14 protein-coding genes and 1 riboswitch are annotated in these 21,872 nt (G+C 64.6%); of the genes, 2 read left to right on the top strand and 12 right to left on the bottom strand.

The window, feature by feature from the left end:
- Window positions 1–57: 57 nt before the first annotated feature.
- The 3 genes from GS_RS12510 to GS_RS12500 form a co-directional block, all read right to left on the bottom strand.
- Window positions 58–1,425: an L-lactate MFS transporter gene (locus tag GS_RS12510; RefSeq protein WP_010943127.1), complete on the bottom strand. Its 1,368-nt coding sequence runs from the start codon at window positions 1,423–1,425 to the stop codon at window positions 58–60.
- 370 nt (window positions 1,426–1,795) lie between these two features.
- Window positions 1,796–3,184, bottom strand: coding sequence for a TatD family hydrolase (locus GS_RS12505; protein ID WP_010943126.1), 1,389 nt, complete (start codon window positions 3,182–3,184; stop codon window positions 1,796–1,798).
- 105 nt (window positions 3,185–3,289) lie between these two features.
- Window positions 3,290–4,381, bottom strand: coding sequence for a hypothetical protein (locus GS_RS12500; protein ID WP_010943125.1), 1,092 nt, complete (start codon window positions 4,379–4,381; stop codon window positions 3,290–3,292).
- A gap of 176 nt (window positions 4,382–4,557) precedes the next feature.
- Between GS_RS12500 and arcC the strand changes: the two genes are divergently transcribed.
- Together arcC and GS_RS12490 are read left to right on the top strand one after the other, a co-directional pair.
- Window positions 4,558–5,502, top strand: coding sequence for a carbamate kinase (gene arcC, locus GS_RS12495; RefSeq protein WP_010943124.1), 945 nt, complete (start codon window positions 4,558–4,560; stop codon window positions 5,500–5,502).
- Complete coding sequence (locus GS_RS12490; RefSeq protein ID WP_010943123.1) at window positions 5,499–6,818, top strand: cyclic 2,3-diphosphoglycerate synthase; 1,320 nt, start codon at window positions 5,499–5,501, stop codon at window positions 6,816–6,818. Before arcC ends, GS_RS12490 begins: the two co-directional genes overlap by 4 nt.
- A gap of 23 nt (window positions 6,819–6,841) precedes the next feature.
- Here GS_RS12490 and GS_RS12485 read toward each other — a convergent pair whose 3' ends face one another.
- The 9 genes from GS_RS12485 to GS_RS12445 form a co-directional block, all read right to left on the bottom strand.
- The gene (locus GS_RS12485) at window positions 6,842–8,659 is read right to left on the bottom strand and encodes a KUP/HAK/KT family potassium transporter (RefSeq protein ID WP_010943122.1); all 1,818 of its coding nucleotides are present in this window, start codon (window positions 8,657–8,659) and stop codon (window positions 6,842–6,844) included.
- Between the two features lie 82 nt (window positions 8,660–8,741).
- Window positions 8,742–8,881: riboswitch (cyclic di-AMP (ydaO/yuaA leader) on the bottom strand.
- Window positions 8,882–8,950: 69 nt separating this feature from the next.
- On the bottom strand, window positions 8,951–9,655 hold the full coding sequence (locus GS_RS12480; RefSeq protein WP_010943121.1) for a response regulator: 705 nt from the start codon (window positions 9,653–9,655) through the stop codon (window positions 8,951–8,953).
- Window positions 9,645–12,344, bottom strand: a complete 2,700-nt coding sequence (locus GS_RS12475; protein ID WP_010943120.1) for a sensor histidine kinase — start codon at window positions 12,342–12,344, stop codon at window positions 9,645–9,647. Before GS_RS12475 ends, GS_RS12480 begins: the two co-directional genes overlap by 11 nt.
- Complete coding sequence (gene kdpC / locus GS_RS12470) at window positions 12,341–12,910, bottom strand: potassium-transporting ATPase subunit KdpC (RefSeq protein ID WP_010943119.1); 570 nt, start codon at window positions 12,908–12,910, stop codon at window positions 12,341–12,343. Before kdpC ends, GS_RS12475 begins: the two co-directional genes overlap by 4 nt.
- Window positions 12,911–12,955: 45 nt before the next feature.
- Complete coding sequence (kdpB, locus tag GS_RS12465) at window positions 12,956–15,025, bottom strand: potassium-transporting ATPase subunit KdpB (RefSeq protein ID WP_010943118.1); 2,070 nt, start codon at window positions 15,023–15,025, stop codon at window positions 12,956–12,958.
- Between the two features lie 64 nt (window positions 15,026–15,089).
- Window positions 15,090–16,868, bottom strand: a complete 1,779-nt coding sequence (gene kdpA, locus GS_RS12460) for a potassium-transporting ATPase subunit KdpA (protein WP_010943117.1) — start codon at window positions 16,866–16,868, stop codon at window positions 15,090–15,092.
- A gap of 218 nt (window positions 16,869–17,086) precedes the next feature.
- Window positions 17,087–17,296 carry a hypothetical protein gene (locus GS_RS12455; RefSeq protein WP_010943115.1) on the bottom strand — a complete coding sequence of 70 codons (210 nt, stop codon included), beginning with the start codon at window positions 17,294–17,296 and terminating at the stop codon, window positions 17,087–17,089.
- Between the two features lie 202 nt (window positions 17,297–17,498).
- Entirely contained in the window at window positions 17,499–20,093 is a 2,595-nt protein-coding gene (locus tag GS_RS12450) for a B12-binding domain-containing radical SAM protein (RefSeq protein WP_010943114.1), read from the bottom strand.
- 62 nt (window positions 20,094–20,155) lie between these two features.
- Window positions 20,156–21,856, bottom strand: coding sequence for a protein arginine N-methyltransferase (locus GS_RS12445; RefSeq protein ID WP_010943113.1), 1,701 nt, complete (start codon window positions 21,854–21,856; stop codon window positions 20,156–20,158).
- Between the last annotated feature and the right edge of the window lie 16 nt (window positions 21,857–21,872).

Genomic DNA, 21,872 nt, shown 5'->3' with positions numbered 1-21,872 from the left:
GAGGCCCCGTCGGAACGGGGCCTCTGTCTGCTGCGTGTGTGATCGCTCGGGCGGCGGTTAGCGGGTGCCGCGCGGGGTGGAGGGGGTGAAGCCGAGGAAGTCGGCCCAACCGCGCATGAAGCTCTCCATGAAGTCGTTGCGGGGAACCGGCTGCGCCGCGGCGGTGGCCGGGGTGGCGGCCTTTGCCGGCTTCAGTGCCAGGGAGACGAGGGCGCCCACCGAGAGCAGCGCGCCGGCCAGGATGAAGGAGGCGTTGAAGCTGCCGGTCTGGGTGTTCAGCATCTCGGAAGCGCGTCCCATCACGAAGCCGCCCACGCCCCAGGCGGTGAACAGGATGCCGTAGTTGAGGCCGTAGTTCTTGAGTCCCCAGTAATCCTTGCTGAAGGAGGGGAACAGGGCCAGGTTGGCGCCGTAGTTGAAGCCCATGAAGGTTGCCAGCAGCACCACGAGGACGGCGTTGGGGTGCCCGGCTCCCACGACCGGGATGGCCGCGAACATGAGGACTGCCTGGAACACGAACATGATGAGCAGCGTCGCCATCCGGCCGATCTTGTCGGAGAGGACGCCCGCCACGACCCGGCCGCCCGCGTTGCCAAGGGCCATGATCGCAACTGCCAGGAACGCCATGCTCCCCATGCTCTTCTTGGCGATGCCGGCCACGCTGCCGATGACCATGAGGCCGGCGCCGGCGCCGATGAAGTAGGTGACCCAGAGAATGTAGAACTTGCCGGAGCGGAGCATCTCGGATGCCGTGGCATTGACCGCCGGCTTGGCCGGGGCCGCCTTGGCCGTGCCGTCGGCCTTGGGAACGTCGGCAGGCACGTAGCCGGCTGGCGGGTTGACCAGGAAGAAGGAGAGGCCGCAGACGACGATCGCGAAGGCGACGGCGTAGATCAGCATGGCCTGCTGGATGCCCACGGTGCCCAGGAGATAGCTGGAGACCGGAGCGATGTAAACCGGGGCAAGGCCGAAGCCGGCCACCACGATTCCGGCGATGAGGCCCGTCTTGGACGAGGGGAACCACTTGAGGGCCGGCGGCGTGGCGGCGGAGTAGCCGAAGCCGAAGCCGGCGCCGGCCAGGATGCCGAAGCCCATGACCCATGCCATGTAGGCATTGCTCTGGGAGAGGAGGGTGAAGCCGATGCCCACCAGCAGGCCGCCGATGAGGGCGGTGCGGGCCGGACCGATCTTGTCCTGGCACTTGCCGGCAAGGATCATGGCAAAGGCGAAGGTCAGGCAGCAGACCGCGTAGGGGTCATTGATGGAAGCCAGGTCCCAGTCGAAGGCCCCCGGGCCCCCCTTCTCGATTGACGTCTTGATGGCGCCCTTGAAGATACTCCATGCGTAGAGAACGCCGAGTGCCAGGTTGATCCCGGTGCCGGCGAGGGCTACTTGCCACCCCTTGTTTTTGACTTGTTCCGACATCGCGCTACCTCCTTATGAACGAGTTCAGACTCTGTGGACGAACGAAGTGCGTTTGTTTGAGGTAGAGCAACTTGCATACCATTGTTATAAAATTATGTTTATTTTAAAAAGTAACGAAAAAACATAATGTTATAACGGCAAAAAAATGCGCGGGGAATCACGGAGGGTTCGAGAGATTTTGCATAACTGCAAATCAGGTTATACCTTTTGGGGCCATCGGCCGGTGACCTGCGGGGTGTGATGGGAAGATATTCTTTTAAAATCGGGCGGTTGCAATGATGCCCCGCATCGGCGCGATGAGGTTTGCAGAAATGCGAGGGGTAATGGTTGCGTGCGAGGATGCGAAAGGGGGATGCATCCGAGGCGGGGCTTACCCCACCTCGGCAAATTCGCGCTCCCGGAACTCGACGCCGAGGGACTCGGCCAGGGCGCGCACGGCGGCCACGTCGATGCCCGGCACGGTAACGGCCGTGGCCACCACCGTGGGGATGTACAGCCGGGCCTCTTCCAGGAACCGGCAGATGCCGTTGAAGCCGTTGGTGCCGAAGGGGGTGTTGCAGAGGCGGGCGTACGTGTCGGCGTCGGCGGCGTTGAGGCTCACGGAGATGCAGTCCACCAGGCCTTGCAGTTCGGGCAGGACGTTGCGGCCGTGGACCAGGTTCGCCTGGCCGTCGGTGTTGATACGGATGCGGAAGCCGCGTTTCTTCAGTTCCCGCGCCACTTCCACGATCAGGTCGAGGCGGAGCATGGGCTCGCCGAAGCCGCAGAAGACGATTTCATCCACCGGCCCCGGCTCACCGACGGCAGCCAGCACCTCGGCGCTGTCCGGCTCGTGGTCCAGCCGGAGGTGGTGTCCTTTCACCGTGTAGTCGTCGAACTTGGCGCAGAAGGAACAGCGGTTTGAGCAGCGGTTGGTGATGTTCAGGTAGAGGGAGTTCCTGATCCGGTAGGCGATCCGGGCCGCCTGGTCGCTCTCCCCGATGCCGAAGAGCCGCCGGGCGTTGAGGGAGGTGATCCGTCCCACGTCCTCCAGGGAGAGCCCTTTCAGTTCCGCCACTTTTTCGGCGGTGAGCCGCACGTAGGCCGGCTCGTTCCGCTTCCCGCGGTGGGGGACCGGGGTGAGGTAGGGACAGTCGGTCTCCACCAGCAGGTGCTCGATCTTGACGCCGCGCACCACCTCGCGCAGGGCTTCGTTGGAAGGGTAGGTGACGGTGCCGGGGATGGAGATCAGGAAGCCCATGTCCACGCATTCCCTGGCCATGGCCAGGTCGCCGGAGAAGCAGTGGAGCACGCCACCCACGTCCCGGGCCTTTTCCTCGCGCAGGATCGCCATGACCCGCTCGTGGGCGTCGCGGTCGTGCACCACGATGGGCAATGCCAGTTCCCGGGCCAGCCTGATGAAGCGGCGGAAGACCTGTTCCTGCTCGTCGCGGGGCGAGCGGTCCCGGAAGAAGTCGAGCCCGATTTCGCCGATGGCCGCCACCTTGGGGTTCCCCTGGGCCAGGGTCCTGATCTCGTCGTAGCAGCGGTCGGTCACCCGCCCCGCGTCGTGGGGATGGATGCCCACGGCGCACCAGATCCGCTCGTGGCGGCCGGCCAGTGCCACTGCGGCCCGGCTGGACTCCAGGTCAGCCCCTACCGTGACGATGTGGGAAAGCCCCGCCTCCCAGGCGCGGGAGAGCATGGCGTCGAAATCGGCCGCAAAGTCGTGGCCGTCGATATGGGCGTGGGTGTCGATGAGAAAACCTGACTCGTTCATGGTGGTCCTTCCCGGTCCGTGAATGCCGATGGCGGCCGGAAGAGCCGCCACTGCCGACAAGGCTACCACGAACGGCCGTGCCGTGACAAGCCCGCGAGGGGAGGGTCATCCCTTGAGATTGTTCCAGAGATTGACCATGAAATCCTGCACGTTGGTGAGGATGGCCCGGGCCTGGCCGGACCCGCGGTTGGCCAGCTTGTCGGCCCCGAATTCGGACATGTCCACGATATAGAAATATACCGGCCGCACGGTGCCGTCATCCAGCACCCTGTAGCTGGGGGTCATGTTGCCCACGGCAATGGCGTGCAGCTGGGTGGCCAGGGCGATGACCGTGGTGGCCCGTCGGGCGTGGGCGCGCATGGCGTCCTGGGCCTGGCGGGAATCGGTGATCACGTCGGGGAGCGGGCCGTCGTCCCGGATGGAGCCCGCCAGGACCACCGGCACCCGGTGCTCCAGGCAGGCGCGGATGATCCCGTCGCGAATCCCCAGCTCGGCGATGGCCCGTTCCAGGGAGCCGTGCCGCAGGACTTCGTTGATGACGTCCAGGTGGTGGTAATGCCCGCCGGCCACCAGGGCCTGGGTGTAGATGTCCTGGCCGAGGCCGGTGTGGAACAGGGCCGCCTCCAGATCGTGGGTGGCCAGGGCGTTGCCGGCCAGGAGCGCGTGGCAGTAGCCCCCGCCGATCAGGCCGGCCATGGCGGCGCGGCTGTCCCGGTCGAACGCCACGGCGGGCCCGAGGACCCAGACGATGTGGCCGTGGTCCCGGTCGTGGCGCAGGATGTCGTACAACTCTTCATAGGAGCGGGAAAAGGGGCTCTCCCGGGTGCCGCGGCTGCGGAAGGTGAACTTGTCTCCCCCCGCCCCGGCCGGGGCGTCGAACCCCGTGGTGTGCACGTAGATCCCTTCTTCGCCGTTCTCGGTCCGCCCCACCACCACCCGGTCTCCCCGCCGGACCAGGCGGGGTTCCACCACCCTGAGCATGTCGCCGTCCAGCACCAGCACCGCGTCCATTCTGCTTCCCGAGGCCAGGAGCCAGCGACCGCCCCCCAGGTGGACGTATTCGGGATAGTTTGAGGTGGCGTGAAACCCGGCGGGGAGCACGCCGCTGCCGGGGGCCTCGGCCACGCGGACCGGCGGCGCGGCGGCCAGGTCGGGCCGGGTGAAGTCGGGGGGAACATAGGCGGGAAAAGGTGTCATGGCCGTACCTCCCAGGAAAATCTCGGTAGCGTCAGGCAAAGTAAAGCCCCTGCCGGCGCGGTTGTCAATGGTCGGGCCTGCATCCGGCCGATCCCTGTGGTACCATTCCAGAGTCATTCATGAAAACCGCGCCCCGGCACCGGCCGCGGCAGACAGATCACCACAGGGGAGAACCCATGACCGACAGCCCGACCCGGCCCATCCTGCTGGTTGCCCTCGGCGGCAACGCCCTGATCCGCCCTGGCGAACGGGGGACCTGCGCGGAGCAGTTCGCCAACCTGCGGCGTCCCATGGGGCAGATCGCCCGGTTGACCGACCGGTACCGGCTCATCATCACCCACGGCAACGGGCCCCAGGTGGGCAACCTCCTCATGCAGCAGGAGTCATGCGCCGAGGTGCCGGCCATGCCCCTGGAGATCCTGGTGGCCCAGACCCAGGGGCAGATCGGCTACATGATCGAATCGACCCTGGAGAGCGAACTCCTGGCCCTGGGCGGGGCGAAGCGGTGCCTGGTGAGCCTGATCAGCTACGTGCAGGTGGCGGAGGACGATCCCGCGTTCCGCACCCCCACCAAGCCCATCGGCCCCCACTACACGGCGGAGGAGGCCGCGCGCTTCACCTGGCCCATGGTGAGCACCCCCCGGGGATTCCGCCGGGTGGTGGCCTCGCCCGAGCCCCTGACCGTGGTGGAGAAGGACGAGATCCAACGGCTGGTGGAGATGGATTTCATCGTGGTCTGCTGCGGGGGCGGCGGCATCCCCGTGACCCGGGAGGGCCGCGCCTTTCACGGCGTGGATGCGGTGATCGACAAGGACCTGGCCAGCGCCTGCCTCGGCCGGGAAGTGGGGGTGGATACCCTGGTCATCGCCACGGACGTGGCCGGGGTGGCCACCGGCTTCGGCACGGCAGGGGAGACGTTCCTGCGGCGGCTGGACGCGGCGCGGGCGGAGCAGTTGCTGGCGGCGGGCGAGTTTCCTCCCGGCTCCATGGGGCCGAAGGTGGAGGCGGCCGTCCGCTTTGTCCGGGGGGGCGGCACGCGGGCCGTCATCTGCCATCTGGACGAGATCGAGGCCGCGGTGGCGGGAACGGCGGGGACTGAGATAACCGGAGGGACGACATGAAGCGGAAACGGATCATCATCATGGGGGCGGCCGGGCGGGACTTTCACAACTTCAACTGCTGCTTCCGGGACAACCCGGCCTGCCGGGTGGTGGCCTTCACCGCAACCCAGATTCCCTACATCAGCGACCGGCGCTACCCGGCGGAGCTGGCCGGAACACTCTATCCCCACGGCATCCCCATTGTCCCCGAAGAGCAGCTGGAGGAGCTCATCCGCCGCCTCAGGGCGGAGCAGGTGGTATTCGCCTACAGCGACGTGGCCCATGAGCGCCTGATGCACACGGCCTCCCGCGTGCTGGCCTGCGGGGCCGATTTCACCCTGCTGGGGCCCGACGCCACCATGCTCGCGAGCCGGCTCCCGGTGGTCTCGGTCTGCGCGGTGCGCACCGGCTGCGGCAAGAGCCAGGTGGTCCGCTATTTCTGCGATATCCTGCGGGAGCGGGGAATCCGCCCCGTGGTGGTCCGCCACCCCATGCCCTACGGTGACCTGGCCGCCCAGGCCGTGGAGCGGATGGAGAGCATGGCCGACCTGGACCGCTTCCGGTGCACCATCGAGGAACGGGAGGAGTACGAGCACCTCCTGGACCACGGGGCCATCGTTTACGCCGGGGTGGATTACCGCCGGATTCTGCGACGGGCGGAGAAGGAAGCGGCGGTCATCATCTGGGACGGGGGGAACAACGACCTCCCCTTTTTCCGACCCGACCTGGAGATCGTGGTGGCGGACCCCCTGCGCCCCGGCCATGAAACCTCCTGGTATCCGGGGGAGGTGAACCTGCGCCGGGCGGCAGTGGTGGTGGTGAACAAGGTGAACGCCGCGGAACCGGCGGCCGTGGCGGCGGTGGAGGGGGCGGCCCGGAGCGCGAACCCGTCGGCCGCGCTGGTGCGGACGGAATCGGTCATCACCGTGGCGGACGGCGAACGGATCAGGGGGAAGCGGGTGCTGGTGATCGAGGACGGCCCCACCATCACCCACGGCTCCATGCCCTCGGGCGCCGGGCTTGCCGCAGCCCGCCAGTACGGCGCCGCGGAGGTGGTCGACCCGCGCCCCTGGGCGGCGGGCTCGCTGCGGGATGTCTATGCCGCCTGGCCCCACATCGGGCCGGTCCTCCCGGCCATGGGCTACAGCCCCGCCCAGGTGGCCGACCTGGCCCTGACCATCGACTCGGTACCGTGCGACTTGGTGGTGGCCGCCACCCCCATCGACATCGCTCGCCTCACCGGCACCGGCCGGCCGGTGCTGCGCGCCTTCTACAACGTGGTCGAAGGGGAGGGGGCTCCGCTCCGGCAGGCCTTTGAAACCTTCCTGAACACCTAACAGGCTGTTGAAAAACGTCCCTGCTACATTTCGACCCGCGTCACCACCCCCTGAAGCTTGCTGACCGGCAGCTTGTTGAACTGGACGAAGTTGGCACTCTGGCGCTTGATGGTGGCAAAGATCCGCCAGACGGGGTTGCTGGTGTCGATGTCCTCGATGCCGTAAAAGATGACCTTTTCCTCGACCCCGTGTTTCTTGAGCAGTTTCTCGATGTCCAGCCGCTCCATGTAGCCGGCGTTGACCTCGAAGGCATCGAGCCCGGTGCCGATTCCCCGCGTCAGCTTCGTCCTCACGTCAAAGGGCTCGTCGGTCCGCGTCAGGGAGACGAACACGTTCCGCTCGTAGATGATGTTGCTCCTGATGATGCAGTGGATCACGTAGGGGGGCACCACGGGGGTCTCCCGCACGAAAAAGAGCCCGGTGCCGGGGATGTTGTGCCCCTTGGCGTAGATTTGCTCGTAGGAGAGGAGGAAGGTGTCCAGGTCCAGGGGCTTGAGGGAGCGGTAGAGGGCCCGCTGGCCCCGGGTCCAGATCACCATGATCGCCAGGGGGATGGAGGCGAGCACCAGGGACCAGTAGCCGCCGTGGGGCAGCTTGTGCAGGTTGGCGGTGAGATAGGCGAAGTCGATCACGGTCACGGCCAGGGCGATGGGGACCTTCCACTTCTTGGTGGTGCGGGAGAAGATCATGGTCATCATGATGCCGGTGATGAACATGGTGCCGGTCACCGCCAGGCCGTAGGCCGCGGCCAGGTTTTCCGACCGCTGGAACAGGATCATGATGAAGATGACCGCCACCAGGAGCGACCAGTTGACCGAGCCGATGTAGATCTGGGACTTCAGGTGGGTCGAGGTGTAATCCACTTTCATCAGCGGCAGGATGCGGGTGGTGATCCCCTGGTAGACGATGGAGAACACCCCGCTGATCAGGGCCTGGGAGGCGATGATCGTGGCCGAGATGGTGAGGAGCAGGAACGGGATGTAGAGCATCGGCACCTGGCTCTTCACCATGGAGAAGAGGATGTTCTTGGCCTCGGGGTTGCGCAGGATGAAGGCCCCCTGGCCCAGGTAGTTGATGACCAGGGCACAGAAGACGAAGTACCAGGCCCGGATGATCGGCTTTCTCCCCAGGTGCCCCATGTCGGCGTAGAGGGCCTCGCCGCCGGTGGCGCAGAGGATGACCTCGGAGAGGACGAAAAAGCCGGCCAGGCCGTTGTGCTTGAGGAAGAGGACGGCGTGGTGGGGGCTGATCGCCTGGACCACCGTGGGGGTGCCGATGATCGAGACCAGCCCCGACACCGTCAGGGCCGAGAACCAGACGACCATGATGGGGCCGAAGGCGCTGGCCACCTTGTCCGTTCCCTTGAACTGGAAGATGAAGAGAAACACCGCGATGACCGCGGCCACCAGGATCAGCCCCCCCTGGGCCAGGTCCTCCAGGCCGGGGATCAGCCGCATTCCCTCCACGGCGGAGAGGATACTGATGGCCGGGGTGATGACGCCGTCGCCCAGGAGCAGCGAGACGCCGAGGAAGGCGAGAAAGCCCGCAAAGGCCATCTGGCGTCCCGATTTGAGCAGCCGGATCAGGATCTCCTTCAGGACGATGGTTCCCCCTTCGCCCTTGCGGCCCAGGCTCATGGCCAGCCAGGCGTACTCGACCGTGACGAGGATGATGAGGGTCCAGACGATGAGGGAGAGGATGCCGAGCACGTGCTCCGCGTCGGGCTTGGTCAGGGTCATGATGACCGTGAGGGTGTAGATGGGGCTGGTGCCGATGTCGCCGAACACCAGGCCCATGGATTTGATGATGCCGCCCCAGTAGGATTGGGCTTCAGTCTTCATGTACGCGCCTCCCGGAAGATATGCATGAAGGGGCGGGAAACGGAAAAGCCGCCGGCAGGCGCCGGCGGCCCTGAAACCGCTGTCGTGCCCTTCCAGATGCCTACGAGGTTAGCTGACGGGCTCGAGGCTGAAAGTCCTCTATCCGGCGCCATTGCCGGAATACGCCCCCGAAGTGGGTCCCCCGCACCCGTTCTCGCGAACGGATCTCGGCTGCATGAATGTCCCCCATAGTATGCCCCGTTCCCCCGGCAGGTCAAGCATCAGATTGTCCCCTGATGGTTGAGCCCCTGGTCACTCGGCCTTCAAACGATAGCCGACCCCGGGCTCGGTCAGGAGGTAGCGGGGGCGCGTGGGATCGGACTCGATCTTGCGGCGGAGATTGCTGATGTTCACCCGCAGCACATGGGGCTGTTCCACATGGGCAACCCCCCAGATCTGCCGGAGGATCTGGCTGTGGGTCAGGACCTTGCCGGCGTGGACCGCCAGGAGGCGCAGCAGCTCGTACTCGGTGGGGGTGAGCTGTACCTCGACTCCGTCCACGGTCACGCGGCGGCGCGGCAGATCCACCTCAAGCCCGCCGATCCGGCAGATCGGTTCGGGCGCCTGCCGGATGGAGCGGCGCAGTACCACCCGCATCCTCGCCAGCAGTTCCCCGATGCCGAAGGGCTTGGTCAGGTAGTCGTCCGCCCCGGCATCCAGGGCATGCACCTTGTCGTCCTCCCGCTCCCGGACCGACAGCACGATGATCGGCACCGGCGACCACTCCCTGATCCGCCTGATGACCTCCACCCCGTCCAGGTCCGGCAGCCCCAGATCCAGGAGGATGAGATCGGGCCGGATGGCCGCGGCTGCGGCCAGCGCGGCGTGACCCGTTTCGGCCTGGTGGAGCGAGAACTCCTCCGCGTCGAGGACGGTGCGGAGAAAGCGGCGGATCGCCGCTTCGTCGTCCACGATCAGGATCCGCGGCCGGTTGATGGCGTTCGCTTCATGGCCCATGGGAAACACCCTCTTTCGCCCCGCCGGCCAGCGGCAGGGTCACGATCACCCGGAGCCCGCCCCCGGTCCGGTTCTCGGCCCGGATGGAGCCGCCGTGGGCCTCGACGATTCCTTTGCAGATGGAAAGCCCCAGCCCGGTTCCCTGCGCCCCTTCGGGAACCGCAATGCGGTAGAACTTGTCGAATACCCGCTTCAGGTCCTGCTCGGGAATGCCCGGGCCGCGGTCTGCCATCTCGATGCGGAGCCTGCCTCCGTCCACCCGGGCCGTTATCTCCACGCCGCTGTCGGGCGGCGAATATTTCAGCGCATTGTCGAGCAGATTGACCAGCACCTGGGTCATCAGGACCATGTCTATCCTGACCAGGGGCAGGTCGGGAGCAAGGCGCACGTCGATCCCGCGCTCGCCGATCCGCCGCTCCAGGGCCGCCAGGGCGCACCCGATCAAGTCCTGAACATCGCTCAGCTCCCGTTTCAGTTTGATCGCCCCGGACTCCAGGCGGGTCATGTCGAGGAGGTTGCCCACGAAGCGGTTCAGCCGCTCTGCCTCTTCCCACGCGGTGTCGAGCAGTTCCAGCCGGGATTCGTCGGCCAGGGTATGGACCTTGTCGCGCAGGGTGTCCAGGGCGCCGGTGATGGCGACCAGGGGGGTACGCAGGTCGTGGGAGATGGAGTTGAGCAGGGCCCGTTCGAGGTTCTCGCGGGCCTGGAGGATCTGGGCCTGCTCGGCCTGCCGGGAGAGCTGGACCCGCTCGAGGGCCATGGCGGTCTGGGAGGTGAATGCGTCCAGCATGCGGCGGACCTGGGTGGAGCGGTAATCGGCATCGTTTTTCAGCCTGACCCCCAGCACCCCGAGGACGGAGCCCGATGTCTGGAGCGGCAGGTAGAGAAATCCCGCCGAGGCGAGGGTTTCGGTCCCCTGGCCCGCGGTCTGGCGGTTGCGGAACGCCCAGTCGGCCACGGCCATCTCCTTGACGTCGGGCTTGAGCCCCTTGCTGGCGGCGGCGACTCTGAGCCGGTCTCCCTCGGGAAGGAGCACGGCGGCCCTGGCGAACAGGGTCTCGCCGATGTTCCTGATCACGGCGGCCACGAGGGTCTCGATGTCGGCGGCTGCTGCCAGGTCGCGGCTCAGATAGTAGAGGGAGGCGGTCTGCTCCTCCCGTTCCCGCACGGCCTCGGCCCGTTCGCGCACCGTGGAGACCAGGGTGCTGATGACCACGCCCACGGTGAACAGGGCGACAAAGGTGATCAGGTACTGGGTGTCTGCCACGGCAAAGGTCAGGTGCGGCGGAATGAAGAAGAAGTCGAAGGCCAGGACCCCCAGAAAGGCCGTGAGGATGGCCGGCTTGAGGCCGAGCCTCAGTGCCGCCAGCACCACTGCCAGCAGGTAGATCATGACCATGTTGGTCGGCGCCAGGAAGGGACGGAGCAGGAGGCAGGCCAGGGAGGCCGCGACGACCAGTGCCAGGCTCGCCAGGTAGCCGGAGAAGGAGATCGGCCCCCTCCGTACGGGAAGGACCGGCCCCTTTCCGGCCTCGGCCGGCTCGTAGCTGACCACGTGCACATCGATGGCGCCGCTCAGGCGGATAATCCGGTCGACCAGGGGGAGGCGCAGAAACTCGCGCCAGCGCGGCTTTGCCGGCTTGCCGACCACGATCCTGGTCACGTTGTGCCTGCGGGCGTAGTCGATGAGCGCCTCCGCCACCGACGTGGCGGTGACGGTGGCGACCTGGGCGCCGAGGCTTTCCGCCAGGCGGAGATCCTTCCAGACCCGTTTCCGGTTTTCCTGCTCATGCCTGCCGTTGCCGGGGGTCTCCACGTAGACCGTGAACCAGGGGGCCTTCAGTTCGTCCGCCAGGCGGCGGGTGGTCCGGATCAGCCGCTCGCTGAACGGGCTGCCGCTGATGCTCACCAGAAGCCGCTCGGCCGCCGGCCAGGGGCCCGGAATGGCCCGCGCCTCCATGTAGGCCCGCATCTCTTCGTCCACGCGGACCGCGGCGCGGCGGAGCGATAGCTCCCGCAGGGCGATCAGGTTGCCGGCGCGGAAGAACTTTTCCGCGGCAAACGCGGCCTGCTCCGGCACGTAGACCTTCCCTTCGCGCAACCGCTGCAGGAGATCCTCCGGCGGGATGTCCACCAACCGGATCTCCGCCGCCAGGTCCAGGAGGCGGTCCGGCACGGTCTCGCGCACGGCGATGCCGGTGATCTGCGCCACCACGTCGTTGAGGCTCTCGAAGTGCTGGACGTTGACCGTGGTGAAGACGTCGATGCCGGCCGCCAGCAGTTCCTCCACGTCCTGCCAGCGCTTCTCGTGCCGGGAGCCTGGCGCGTTGGTGTGGGCCAGCTCGTCCACCAGGGCGAGCTGGGGCCGGCGGGCCAGCACCCCGTCGATATCCAGCTCCGGGAGCATGACCCCCTGGTACTCGATCCGGGCCGCGGGGAGGATTTCCAGCCCTTCCAGGAGTGCATCGGTTTCCGGTCGGCCGTGGGATTCCACGTAGGCGGCCACCACGTCGCGCCCTTCATGCCTGCGCTCCCGGGCCGCCTGCAGCATGGCGTAGGTCTTGCCGACACCGGCGGCGTAGCCGAGGAAGATCTTCAGCTTCCCCCGCTTTGCCTCGGCCTCTTCGGCCTGGGCCAGCTTCAGCATCGCCTCCGGCGAGGGGCGTCTCTCGTCGTCCATATCACTCATGGCATCAGTGTATCCAATGCCAGATTCAGAGCAAGCACGTTAATCCGCGGTTCTCCAAGGAAGCCGAGCTGACGGTCCTCTGTATGGGCGGCGATGAGCCTGCTCAACGCCCCTGCGCTCATCCCGCGGGCCCTGGCGACGCGGGGGATCTGCACCTTCGCCGCTTCCGGCGAGATATGGGGGTCAAGGCCGCTGGCCGAGGCCTGGACAAGATCAGCCGGTATGCTGCCCTTGATGCCGGCGTCACGGAGAGCCTTGATCCGCTCTCCGACCGTTTTCAGGTATGCAGGATTGGCGGGGCCGGCATTGGAACCCCCGGAACCGGCCGGGTTGTAACCGAATTCAGGGGTGGCCGAGGGACGGGGCCAGAAATACTTCGGCCCGGAGAATGGTTGTCCGATGAGGGTCGAGCCGACCTCACGTCCCCGCGCATCGGTGATGAGGCTCCCCTTGGCCTGCTTCGGGAATACGGCCTGGGCGATGCCGGTGACGACCGCCGGGTAGATGCCGCCGCAGAGGATGGTGAAGATGATGAGCATCAGGATGGCGGGTTTCAGTTCTTTCATGATGTTCTCCCGTAGGGCAATTCATGAATTGCCCCTGCACCGTAGTCACACAAACAGCCCCACCACCATGTCAATCGCCTTGATGCCGACGAATGGCGCGATTACCCCTCCCAACCCGTAGATCAGGAGGTTGTTGATCAGCAGCTTCTCGGCCGGCATCGGTCGGAACTTCGTTCCCTTCAACGCCAGCGGCACCAGCAGAAGAATGATTACCGCATTGAAGATGACGGCCGACAGGATGGCGCTCATGGGGGTCGCCAGACCCATGATGTTCAACGCTCCCAACTGGGGGTAGACGGAAAGCATCATCGCCGGGACGATAGCGAAATATTTGGCGATATCGTTGGAGATGCTGAACGTGGTAAGGTTTCCGCGGGTCATGAGGATCTGTTTCCCAACCTCTACGATATCGAGGAGCTTCGTCGGGTTCGAGTCCAGATCGATGATGTTGGCAGCCTCCCTGGCCGGCTGGGTGCCCGTGTTCATGGCTACCGCCACGTCCGCCTGGGCCAGGGCGGGGGCGTCGTTGGTACCGTCGCCGGTCATGGCCACCATGTACCCGGCTGCCTGGTTCTCCCGGATCAGGCGGAGTTTCTCCTCGGGCTTTGCCTGGGCGAGGAAGTCGTCCACCTGTGCCTCGGCGGCGATTGCCGCGGCGGTGAGGGGGTTGTCGCCGGTGATCATAACGGTCTTGATCCCCATGCTCCGCAGTTGCTGGAACCGTTCCTGGATGCCTCCCTTGATGATGTCCTTCAGGTTGACCACCCCGAGAATCTCGGCGTCGCAGCTGACCACGAGCGGAGTTGCCCCGGCACGGGCGACTTTGTCCACCACAGCCTCCAGATCGCCCGGGATGCTCTTTCCCCCCAGGCTTTTGACGAAGGCGGCCGTCGAGTCGGAAGCCCCCTTGCGGTACTGTCTGCCGCCGGCATTAAGACCGGACAAGCGGGTTTCGGCGCTGAAGGTGACGGTTTCGGCATCTGCCGCGAGCGCCTCCGCCTTCATGCCGTACTTCTGTTTGGCCAGCACCACGATGCTCCTCCCTTCGGGAGTTTCATCGGTCAATGACGCCATGAGCGCCGCTTCCGCGACCTCCTTGTCGGTGTGTCCGCCGACCGGGATGAACTCCACCGCCTCACGGTTTCCCAGGGTTATGGTCCCGGTTTTGTCGAGAAGGAGCACGTTAACATCTCCGGCCGCCTCGATGGCCCGTCCCGACAGGGCAATGACGTTTTTCTGGAAGAGCCGGTCCATGCCGGCGATGCCGATGGCGGGCAGCAGAGCGGCAATGGTGGTTGGCGCCAGGCAGACGAAGAGGGCGACCAGGACCGTGAGCGATACCGGCGACCCCTGACCGGCAGCCCTCACGCTGTAGACGGAGAGGGGGCTGATGTTGGCGCACACGAGCAGGAAGACTGCCGTAAGCGCGATGAGGAGCACCTCCAGGGCGATTTCGTTGGGGGTCTTGCGTCGCTTGGCCCCCTCGATCATGGAGATCATCCGGTCGAGGAAGGTCTCACCCGGATTGGCGGTGATCCTGACGATGATGGCGTTGGCGATCACCTTGGTCCCGCCGGTGACGGCGCTCCGGTCTCCACCTGATTCCCGCACCACCGGCGCCGACTCGCCGGTCACCGCTGCCTCGTTCACCAGGGCCGCGCCGGCGAAGACATCGCCATCGCCCGCAATCAGCTCTCCCGCCTCCACCAGGATATAGTCATCCTTGCAGAGCTGATTGGCGCCGACCACGGTAAAATCACTGCCGAATTCCGGCTTGTTGAGCCGTTTGGCCATCACCTCGGTGCGGGTCTTCCGCAGACTGGCGGCGCGCGCTTTACCGCGCCCCTCCGCCAACGCCTCGGAGAAGGTGGCGAAGATGACCGTCAACCAGAGCCAGAGCGACACGAGGCCGGTGAACCAGGCCGGCTCCTCCCCCGCGCCGGCAAGCGACATGAAGAAGGTTGCCAGGGTGATGATGCTGGCAATTTCCACCATGAACATGACCGGGTTGCGCCAGAGGGTGCGGGGGTCGAGCTTCCTGAAGGATTCGATCAGGGCGGGCCGCATGATCTGCGGATCGAAAATGGATATCGGCTGCGGGGCGTGTTTGGTCATTATCGTCTCCTGTAGGGGCGATCCTTGTGATCGCCCACCGAGCGGGCGAATACAAGATTCGCCCCTACATCGTCATGGTCAGGTGCTCCACGATCGGCCCGAGCGACAGCGCCGGGAAAAAGGTGAGCGCACCGACGATGAGGATGACCAGGGTCAGCCAGAGGGCGAACGGCACCTTGTCCGTCGGCAGGGTCCCGAGGCTCGGCGGTACGTATTTCTTCTCCGCCAGGGAGCCGGCCATGGCGAGCACCGCCACTGCCGGGGCGAACCGTCCGACGATCATTGCCAGGGCGCCGAGGATGTTGTAGAAGGTCGTGTTGGCCGAGAGCCCCGCAAAGGCGCTCCCGTTGTTGTTGGCCATGGAGGCGAAGGCGTAGAGGACCTCGGAGAGGCCGTGGGCTCCTGGATTGGCCATGGCGGCCACGGCGGACGGAGAGATCATGGCGATTCCCGAAAGTATCAGCACCATGACGCCGGCAGCCAAAACCGTGACGACCGACATCCACATCTCCCGCACCTCGATTTTTTTCCCCAGGTATTCCGGCGTGCGCCCGATCATCAGGCCCGAGACGAATACTGCGATCACGGCGAAGGCGAGCATGGTGTAGAGGCCGGAGCCGACCCCGCCGGGAACCAGTTCACCCAGGAGCATCAGGCTCATGGGGATCATGCCGCCGATCGGAGTGAGGGAGTCGTGCATAGTGTTCACCGCGCCGCAGGATGTGCCGGTGGTTGCGACCGTGAAAAGGCTGCTTCCGGCCAGGCCGAAGCGGGTATCCTTTCCTTCCATGTTGGCCCCGTGAACGCCGAGCTTTGTCACCAGCGGATTGCCGCCCGATTCAACACCCTGAAGCACCGCAAAGGAGGCCAGCAGGATCAGGAGCATGACCCCGAGGAGGGTCCAGCCCTGGCGGGTATTCCCCACCATGGCGCCGAAGGTGTAGGTGAGGGAGAACGGGATGAGGAGGATGAGCAGGATCTCCAGCATGTTGGAAAGGGGAGTGGGGTTCTCGAACGGATGGGCCGAGTTGGCGTTGAAGAAGCCGCCGCCGTTGGTCCCCAGTTCCTTGATCGCTTCCTGGGAAGCGACCGGCCCCATGGGGATCGTGACCTCCTTGGCGGTCACACGTTCGGTGACCGGATTTCCCGTGGGGTCCTTGACCGGGCTTCCCGTGCCGTCACGCTTCGGCGTGTCGTAGGTGACCGGCTGCACCAGGGACACCGCCTGGTAGGCGCTGAAGTTCTGGATCACCCCCTGGGAAACGAGGACGAGGGCGGCGATCAGGGAGATCGGTACCAGGATGTAGAGCGTCGCGCGGGTCAGGTCGACCCAGAAGTTGCCCAGCGCGGAGGTCGTGCGCCGCGCGAAGCCGCGAATAACTGCGATGGCCACGGCAATGCCGGTGGCGGCGGAGACGAAGTTGTGCACCGTCAGCCCAACCATCTGGGTGAAGTAGCTGGCCGCCTGTTCACCCGCATAGGCCTGCCAGTTGGTATTCGTGGTGAAACTGACGGCGGTGTTGAGGGCCAGTTGCCAGCTGAAGGCCGGAAACTTCTGCGGATTGAGCGGCAACAGGTGCTGCAGCATCAGCATGGCGAAAAGTGTCGCGAAAATGACCAGATTGAAGAGGACCATGGCCCGGGCATAGCGCTTCCAGTCCATCTCCTCTTCACTGTTCACTCCGCAAACCCCGTAGAGGAGGCTCTCGGCGGGCGCGAGGACGGGTGAGAGGATCGTCCGCTCCCCCTGGAATACCCGGGCCATGAAGGTGCCCAGGGGCTTGACCATGGCCAGGAGAACGACAAACAAGAGAACTGTTTGCAGCGATTCGTACACGTTCATGAGACAGTCTCCGAATTGATCGATGTCATTAAGTCTAGCACGCTTACGGCTTCTCGCCGGGACCGGCCCTTATTGCATTGCGAACGGGAGCATTGGTGAGGGGGCAGTGAAGCCGGTGCCGTGCGGCGTTTTGCTGGATTGTTTTCTCGGTACCGACCGGCCGGGACAAGTACCGTCCTGCGGCCCCGCCAGGTCGAAAGAGGAGCCCGCACGGCCGGTCAACCCGGCGTTGGCCCGGTTTCTGTCTCAGGCGAGAGAGGCTTCACTGTCCATGCCTTGCGTTCGCACTGGTAGACCGGTATTTCCCCTTTGCGATAGGGTGGCGGCGCCACGACCGTGACCCCTTCGATCATCTCGATCACTGCCTCGTCCTCGAACCCCTCACCCTGGTACACGCCCGTGGCGCAATCGAAAAAATAGACTTTCATGGCCGTCCTCCCGCGTGAACTCTTTGTTACTACCCTAGCGGAAAGCGCCTCAAAGCAGGCTCAAAAGAGGGGGGAAACGCATCAAGAAGTCATCAAGACGGAGAGACCGCGCGTGCCGGAGGCCGGGGAGGGAAAAACGAAGGCCCCGCGTGAGCGGGGCCGTGCAGGGTGGGAAAGTGGTGGTCAGGGTGGCACCGGCACACTATGGTGCGGTTTCATCGGCGCGGAACACGAAATCCTGGGCCCGGACGGAATCGCACAGCAGGCACGGCTTGACCTGGCCGCTCGTACGGCTGTCGATCCAGGCCGCCAGTTTATCGTAGTTGCCCTTCACCGTGACGTCAGGGAAGGACCGGCACGCCCGCTCCAGGAAATCGAGGGACGTGTCGATCTGATTGCGTGCAAGGGCAATGCACGCGTGCTGGTTGAGGATGATGTTGCCGATGGGGAAGCCCAGCTCCTCTGCCCGAGTCAATGCCGCCGTGGCTTTGTCTAACTGGCCCGCGCGAAGGTATGCGTTGGCGAGCTCCACATGGACGGTGGGCACGTCGGGCAGATGCTCCACGACGGCTTCCCTTTCCGCTACGGTATATTCGTAGCCGCCGATGGTTCCGATGCTGCAGTAAAGATGCTGCATGACCGTATCCAGGTCTTTTTTGCGCTTTCTTTCCACGGATATATCCATGAAGTCGTTCCGGAAGAAGATATCCGAGGTCAATCCCTGTTGTTCGCACAGATGACCGTAGTCTTCCGTGCCCGGAAGAAACATCAGTGGCGTGAGGTCGTAGCTGTTGGGCCGACCGGCCTTGATCAGGTCGATGCTCGCCTGGAGCGTGTCGGGCGTCTCTCCACGATTGATCACCATCATGTAGTAGTGGACGAGCATGCCGTACTTTTTGGCCGCGCGGGTCACCGTGAGGACCATTTCGGGGGTGATCCCCTTGTGTATCCTCTCAAGGATCTCCGGTGACCCCGATTCCACCCCGATCATGATCTCCTGGCAGCCTGCCCGCCTCATCCTGTGCAGTACCTTGTCCTCCATGGCATCCACGCGGGTGCTGCAGCTCCAGAGAAAGTCGAGCTTGTTCCCGATGATCGCGTCGCACATGTTCAGGGTACGCTGCTGGTTGGCGGTGAAGGTGTCGTCTGCGATCATGAGGTAGGGCACCGGCAGCCGGGCCAGTGCCTTCCTGAACATGTCAATGCAGTAGTCTGTGGAGTAAAAACGGATCTTCCGTCCCCACAATACGGGATTGCCGCAGAACGAGCATTTGGAAGGGCAGCCGCGCGACGTCATCACGATATTGCTTGAATAGTAGTCAAAATGGGATGCAAGCGTGTCGAGGTCGCCGATCCGGGGGCGCACTGGACCGAGCGCCACCTCGTCGCCGTTTCGCCACGCAGTGCCCGGGATTCCAACTGCCGGCCGGTGCGAGCGGATATGGTCGAGCAGTTCCATGAAGGTCTCTTCGCCTTCGCCGACGACAACCGTATCGATCGCGCGGTAATAGCGCAGCGTTTCAAGGGGGAGCGTCGTTGCGAAGGGGCCGCCGACGGTAATGTGGGCGTGCGGATGATACTGTCTGATCAGGGCGCACAGCGCACCCATGCCGCGCCGGTTGGAGTTGTAGGCGGATACGCCGTACACGTCGGCCCCGGTTCCGGCGATGAGGGCCACGATGTCGGCCCAGGGCGCGTTGAACAGATTGTACACGCGGACGTCGTGCCCGGCTTTTTTCGCCTGGGCCGCGATGGACAGCACGCCTTGGGTAATGGTCTTGAGTTCCCTGCTGATGGCGACCGGTCCGCCGGCGGTGGCGGGCGGGCCGAACGGCATGCCTTCCGGTACGGCCAGATCCGCGGACGGTATCTGCCACAACGGAGGGTAGACCAACACAATGCGCAGGGGGCGGGGCGCGTTTTCGTCTCTCCCGGCAACGGCTCCCGCTTCGGCAGATCCGTCATGCCCATGGGAGGGGACCCGATACTTCCGGTCGAGCGACTCTACGGATGCCGCCGCCGGATGTGACGATAGTTGCCGCGGCTGTCCCTCTGCCGCGTCCGCGGCGGGATACTCGGGACCGCGGGTCAGATCCCCGTCCATGAGCAGGGGATTGGTCAGGCGCCGTAATGCGTTTGTCCAATCTTCCTGGTGCGCGAGAGACAGTTTCCAGCTTTCGAGCGCCTCATCCAGGCGGCCCATTTCCTTAAGGACGTTGCCGAGGCTCGCGTAGGCCTCCTCATACGTCGGTCTGATTGCCGTTGCGCGGCGATAGCAGCTCTCCGCTTCCTCCAGGCGGCCCAGGGCCTGAAGCGCGGAGCCGAGGTTGTAGTGCGCCTGAGCCAGATCCGGGTTGTTCTCGATGGCGCGGCGGAAACAGGCTTCCGCCTCGTCCAGCCGCCCCAGGCTGCTCAGAATGTTGCCGAGATTGTTGTGCGCGATGGCGTCGTTCGGCCGCAGCTTCAGCGCGTAGCGGCAGTAGTATTCAGCCTCGTTGAGCTGATTCAGCTCATAGTAGATGATGCCGATATTGCAGTGGATATCCGGGTCGTCGGGCAACAGGCCGGCGGCCTTCAGGAACAGGGGCAGCGCATCCCCGTTCTGCCCCAGCAGCAAGGTGCAGATCCCCAGTATCTTCCAGCCGAAACCATGATCGGGGAACCGTTCGGTAAGGCCCTTTGCAAGATGCGCCGCCTCTGCGTAGCGACCCTGCCGCATGTAGTTGATTACATTGCCGGTCTCGTGGGGCGTCGGCTCGCTTGCTTTCAGGTTGGCTCGTCTCAGTTTGCGGTTCATTGGTTCACCATTAAGACGTTACATACGGGATGCATGTCTGATCTGCCCCGTGCGAAGGGATGTCATGGGGTCACGATTTTCTTCAGAAAGAACCAGCAGGTCCTGATGTCGTGGGAGGCGATGATCTGCGCGACCTGGCCGGGCTGCACGTCGACGGGGGTTTTGAAGAGATAGACGCAGTGCTGCCAGCCGGATGCCACATTCCTCTCTGCCGGATGGTTCTCAAAGACGAAGGTATCGTCCATTTCAAGGCGTATCCACTGGATGACGCCGCAGCACCTGCCGGCCCTGGTGATCGGCACGTCTATGCCGTAGCTTCTGCTGGTGGGGAAGTGATCCGTGCCCATGAAGTCGAAATGAATGGCCCCGATGCCGTCGCTCAGCAGTTCGATGTTGAGATCGTTCCTGCCGACATACTGCTTCGGGGGCACGATGTCGTTGAACCTCGACAGGTCGAAGCCGTAGACCTCGTCGACCCGGACGTTCATTTCGATGTCCCGTCCGCCGAACAGGGCAATCCGGACCGAGCCCCGGGCGGGGATGATCCGGGCTCCCGGCTTGAGCAGCCGCCGTTTTGCGTCTTCGATGCTGCTCAGAACGCCTTCGCCGAGAAATTCGCTCGACAGGATTTCCGAGACGAGCAGATCGGCCCGCTCTTCCAGGTCGACGCCGACCTCCAGGGTGGTGGACAGTTTCGGAATCACGGTGACCTGGTCCGCGAATCCGTTGTCTTTCACGATGGACGCGGCAGTCTCGGCAATTGCCGTGACCACCTCGCAGGTTGTCACGTGCCGTGCGCCCAGGCGGGCCGACATCATGGACAGAAGGCCCGATCCGGTCCCGATTTCCAGAACGCGCGTCTCCGGGGTGACCGCGGCCTGCAGGGCATTGAAATAGGCATCGTTCCTGGGCTTGTCGTTCATCATGGGCAGATGCCACAGGGGAACCGTGTCGCCGAGGGTCATGCTCAAGCCGTCATGGGCTTCCAGTTCGTAGGGGGAAAGCTCGATTGCCCGGCGGAAACTCGCCGCTGCCTTGTCCGGCTGGCGGAGCTTGAACAGGGTGTGGCCCAGGCCGATGTGGGCGCGGGTGTAATCCGGCATCAGCGACAGGGACTTCCGGTAGGTGGTTTCTGCCTCCTCCAGCCGGTTCAGCCCCTTCAGGCTCGTGCCCAGGTTATTGAGGGCTTCGGCAAAATCCGGCTTGAGGACGAGAGCCCTCCGGAAGCACTCCTCTGCCTCCCCATACCGTTTCTGATCATTCAGCACATTGCCGAGATTGTTGAGCGCCTCGGGAAAATCCTTGTTGATTTTCAGCGCAGTGCGATAGTTGCTTTCCGCCGCCTGGAGAAGCCCGATCTCTGCCTGGGCGATACCCAGGTTGGCGAAGGCCTGGGCATAATCCGGCTTGAGGCTGGTGGCCCGCTGCAGCCAGGGTACGGCTTTTTCATACTGCTCGAGCCGCAGGTATGCCACCCCGAGGTTGTGGTGCAGCTGCGCATCGCCCTGCGCCAGGTTCGCCGCCGTGGTCAACGGTTCGATTGCTTCCTTGAACCGTCCCTCCATGAGCATGATGACCCCGATCGCCTTCCAGACCACGGCGTGGTTGGGCCATTTGTTCACGGCCTCATTGATCTTCTGGTCCAGCAGGTCAAAGCGTCTCGAATTGAACAGCGCCAGCGTGTCTTCAAAAAAAGTGCGGGGGGGATTGGTCACGGACAGCTTCGGCCCTGCTCCCGCGGCATGCGCCTTCTTTTTTTTCATGCAGCACCTCCATAAC

Source organism: Geobacter sulfurreducens PCA (assembly GCF_000007985.2).
In the GTDB taxonomy this organism is placed as follows: domain Bacteria; phylum Desulfobacterota; class Desulfuromonadia; order Geobacterales; family Geobacteraceae; genus Geobacter; species Geobacter sulfurreducens.
Note: the sequence above shows the minus strand (reverse complement) of the source record. Positions and strands in the feature narration are given on the sequence as shown.

Coding starts and splice junctions, on each gene's coding strand:
- kdpB (WP_010943118.1), bottom strand. CDS start 15,025: ATGACCAAACACGCCCCGCAGCCGATATCCATTTTCGATCCGCAGATC.
- GS_RS12445 (WP_010943113.1), bottom strand. CDS start 21,856: ATGAAAAAAAAGAAGGCGCATGCCGCGGGAGCAGGGCCGAAGCTGTCC.
- kdpC (WP_010943119.1), bottom strand. CDS start 12,910: ATGAAAGAACTGAAACCCGCCATCCTGATGCTCATCATCTTCACCATC.
- GS_RS12455 (WP_010943115.1), bottom strand. CDS start 17,296: ATGAAAGTCTATTTTTTCGATTGCGCCACGGGCGTGTACCAGGGTGAG.
- kdpA (WP_010943117.1), bottom strand. CDS start 16,868: ATGAACGTGTACGAATCGCTGCAAACAGTTCTCTTGTTTGTCGTTCTC.
- GS_RS12505 (WP_010943126.1), bottom strand. CDS start 3,184: ATGAACGAGTCAGGTTTTCTCATCGACACCCACGCCCATATCGACGGC.
- GS_RS12475 (WP_010943120.1), bottom strand. CDS start 12,344: ATGAGTGATATGGACGACGAGAGACGCCCCTCGCCGGAGGCGATGCTG.
- GS_RS12485 (WP_010943122.1), bottom strand. CDS start 8,659: ATGAAGACTGAAGCCCAATCCTACTGGGGCGGCATCATCAAATCCATG.
- GS_RS12500 (WP_010943125.1), bottom strand. CDS start 4,381: ATGACACCTTTTCCCGCCTATGTTCCCCCCGACTTCACCCGGCCCGAC.
- GS_RS12490 (WP_010943123.1), top strand. CDS start 5,499: ATGAAGCGGAAACGGATCATCATCATGGGGGCGGCCGGGCGGGACTTT.
- GS_RS12480 (WP_010943121.1), bottom strand. CDS start 9,655: ATGGGCCATGAAGCGAACGCCATCAACCGGCCGCGGATCCTGATCGTG.
- arcC (WP_010943124.1), top strand. CDS start 4,558: ATGACCGACAGCCCGACCCGGCCCATCCTGCTGGTTGCCCTCGGCGGC.
- GS_RS12450 (WP_010943114.1), bottom strand. CDS start 20,093: ATGAACCGCAAACTGAGACGAGCCAACCTGAAAGCAAGCGAGCCGACG.
- GS_RS12510 (WP_010943127.1), bottom strand. CDS start 1,425: ATGTCGGAACAAGTCAAAAACAAGGGGTGGCAAGTAGCCCTCGCCGGC.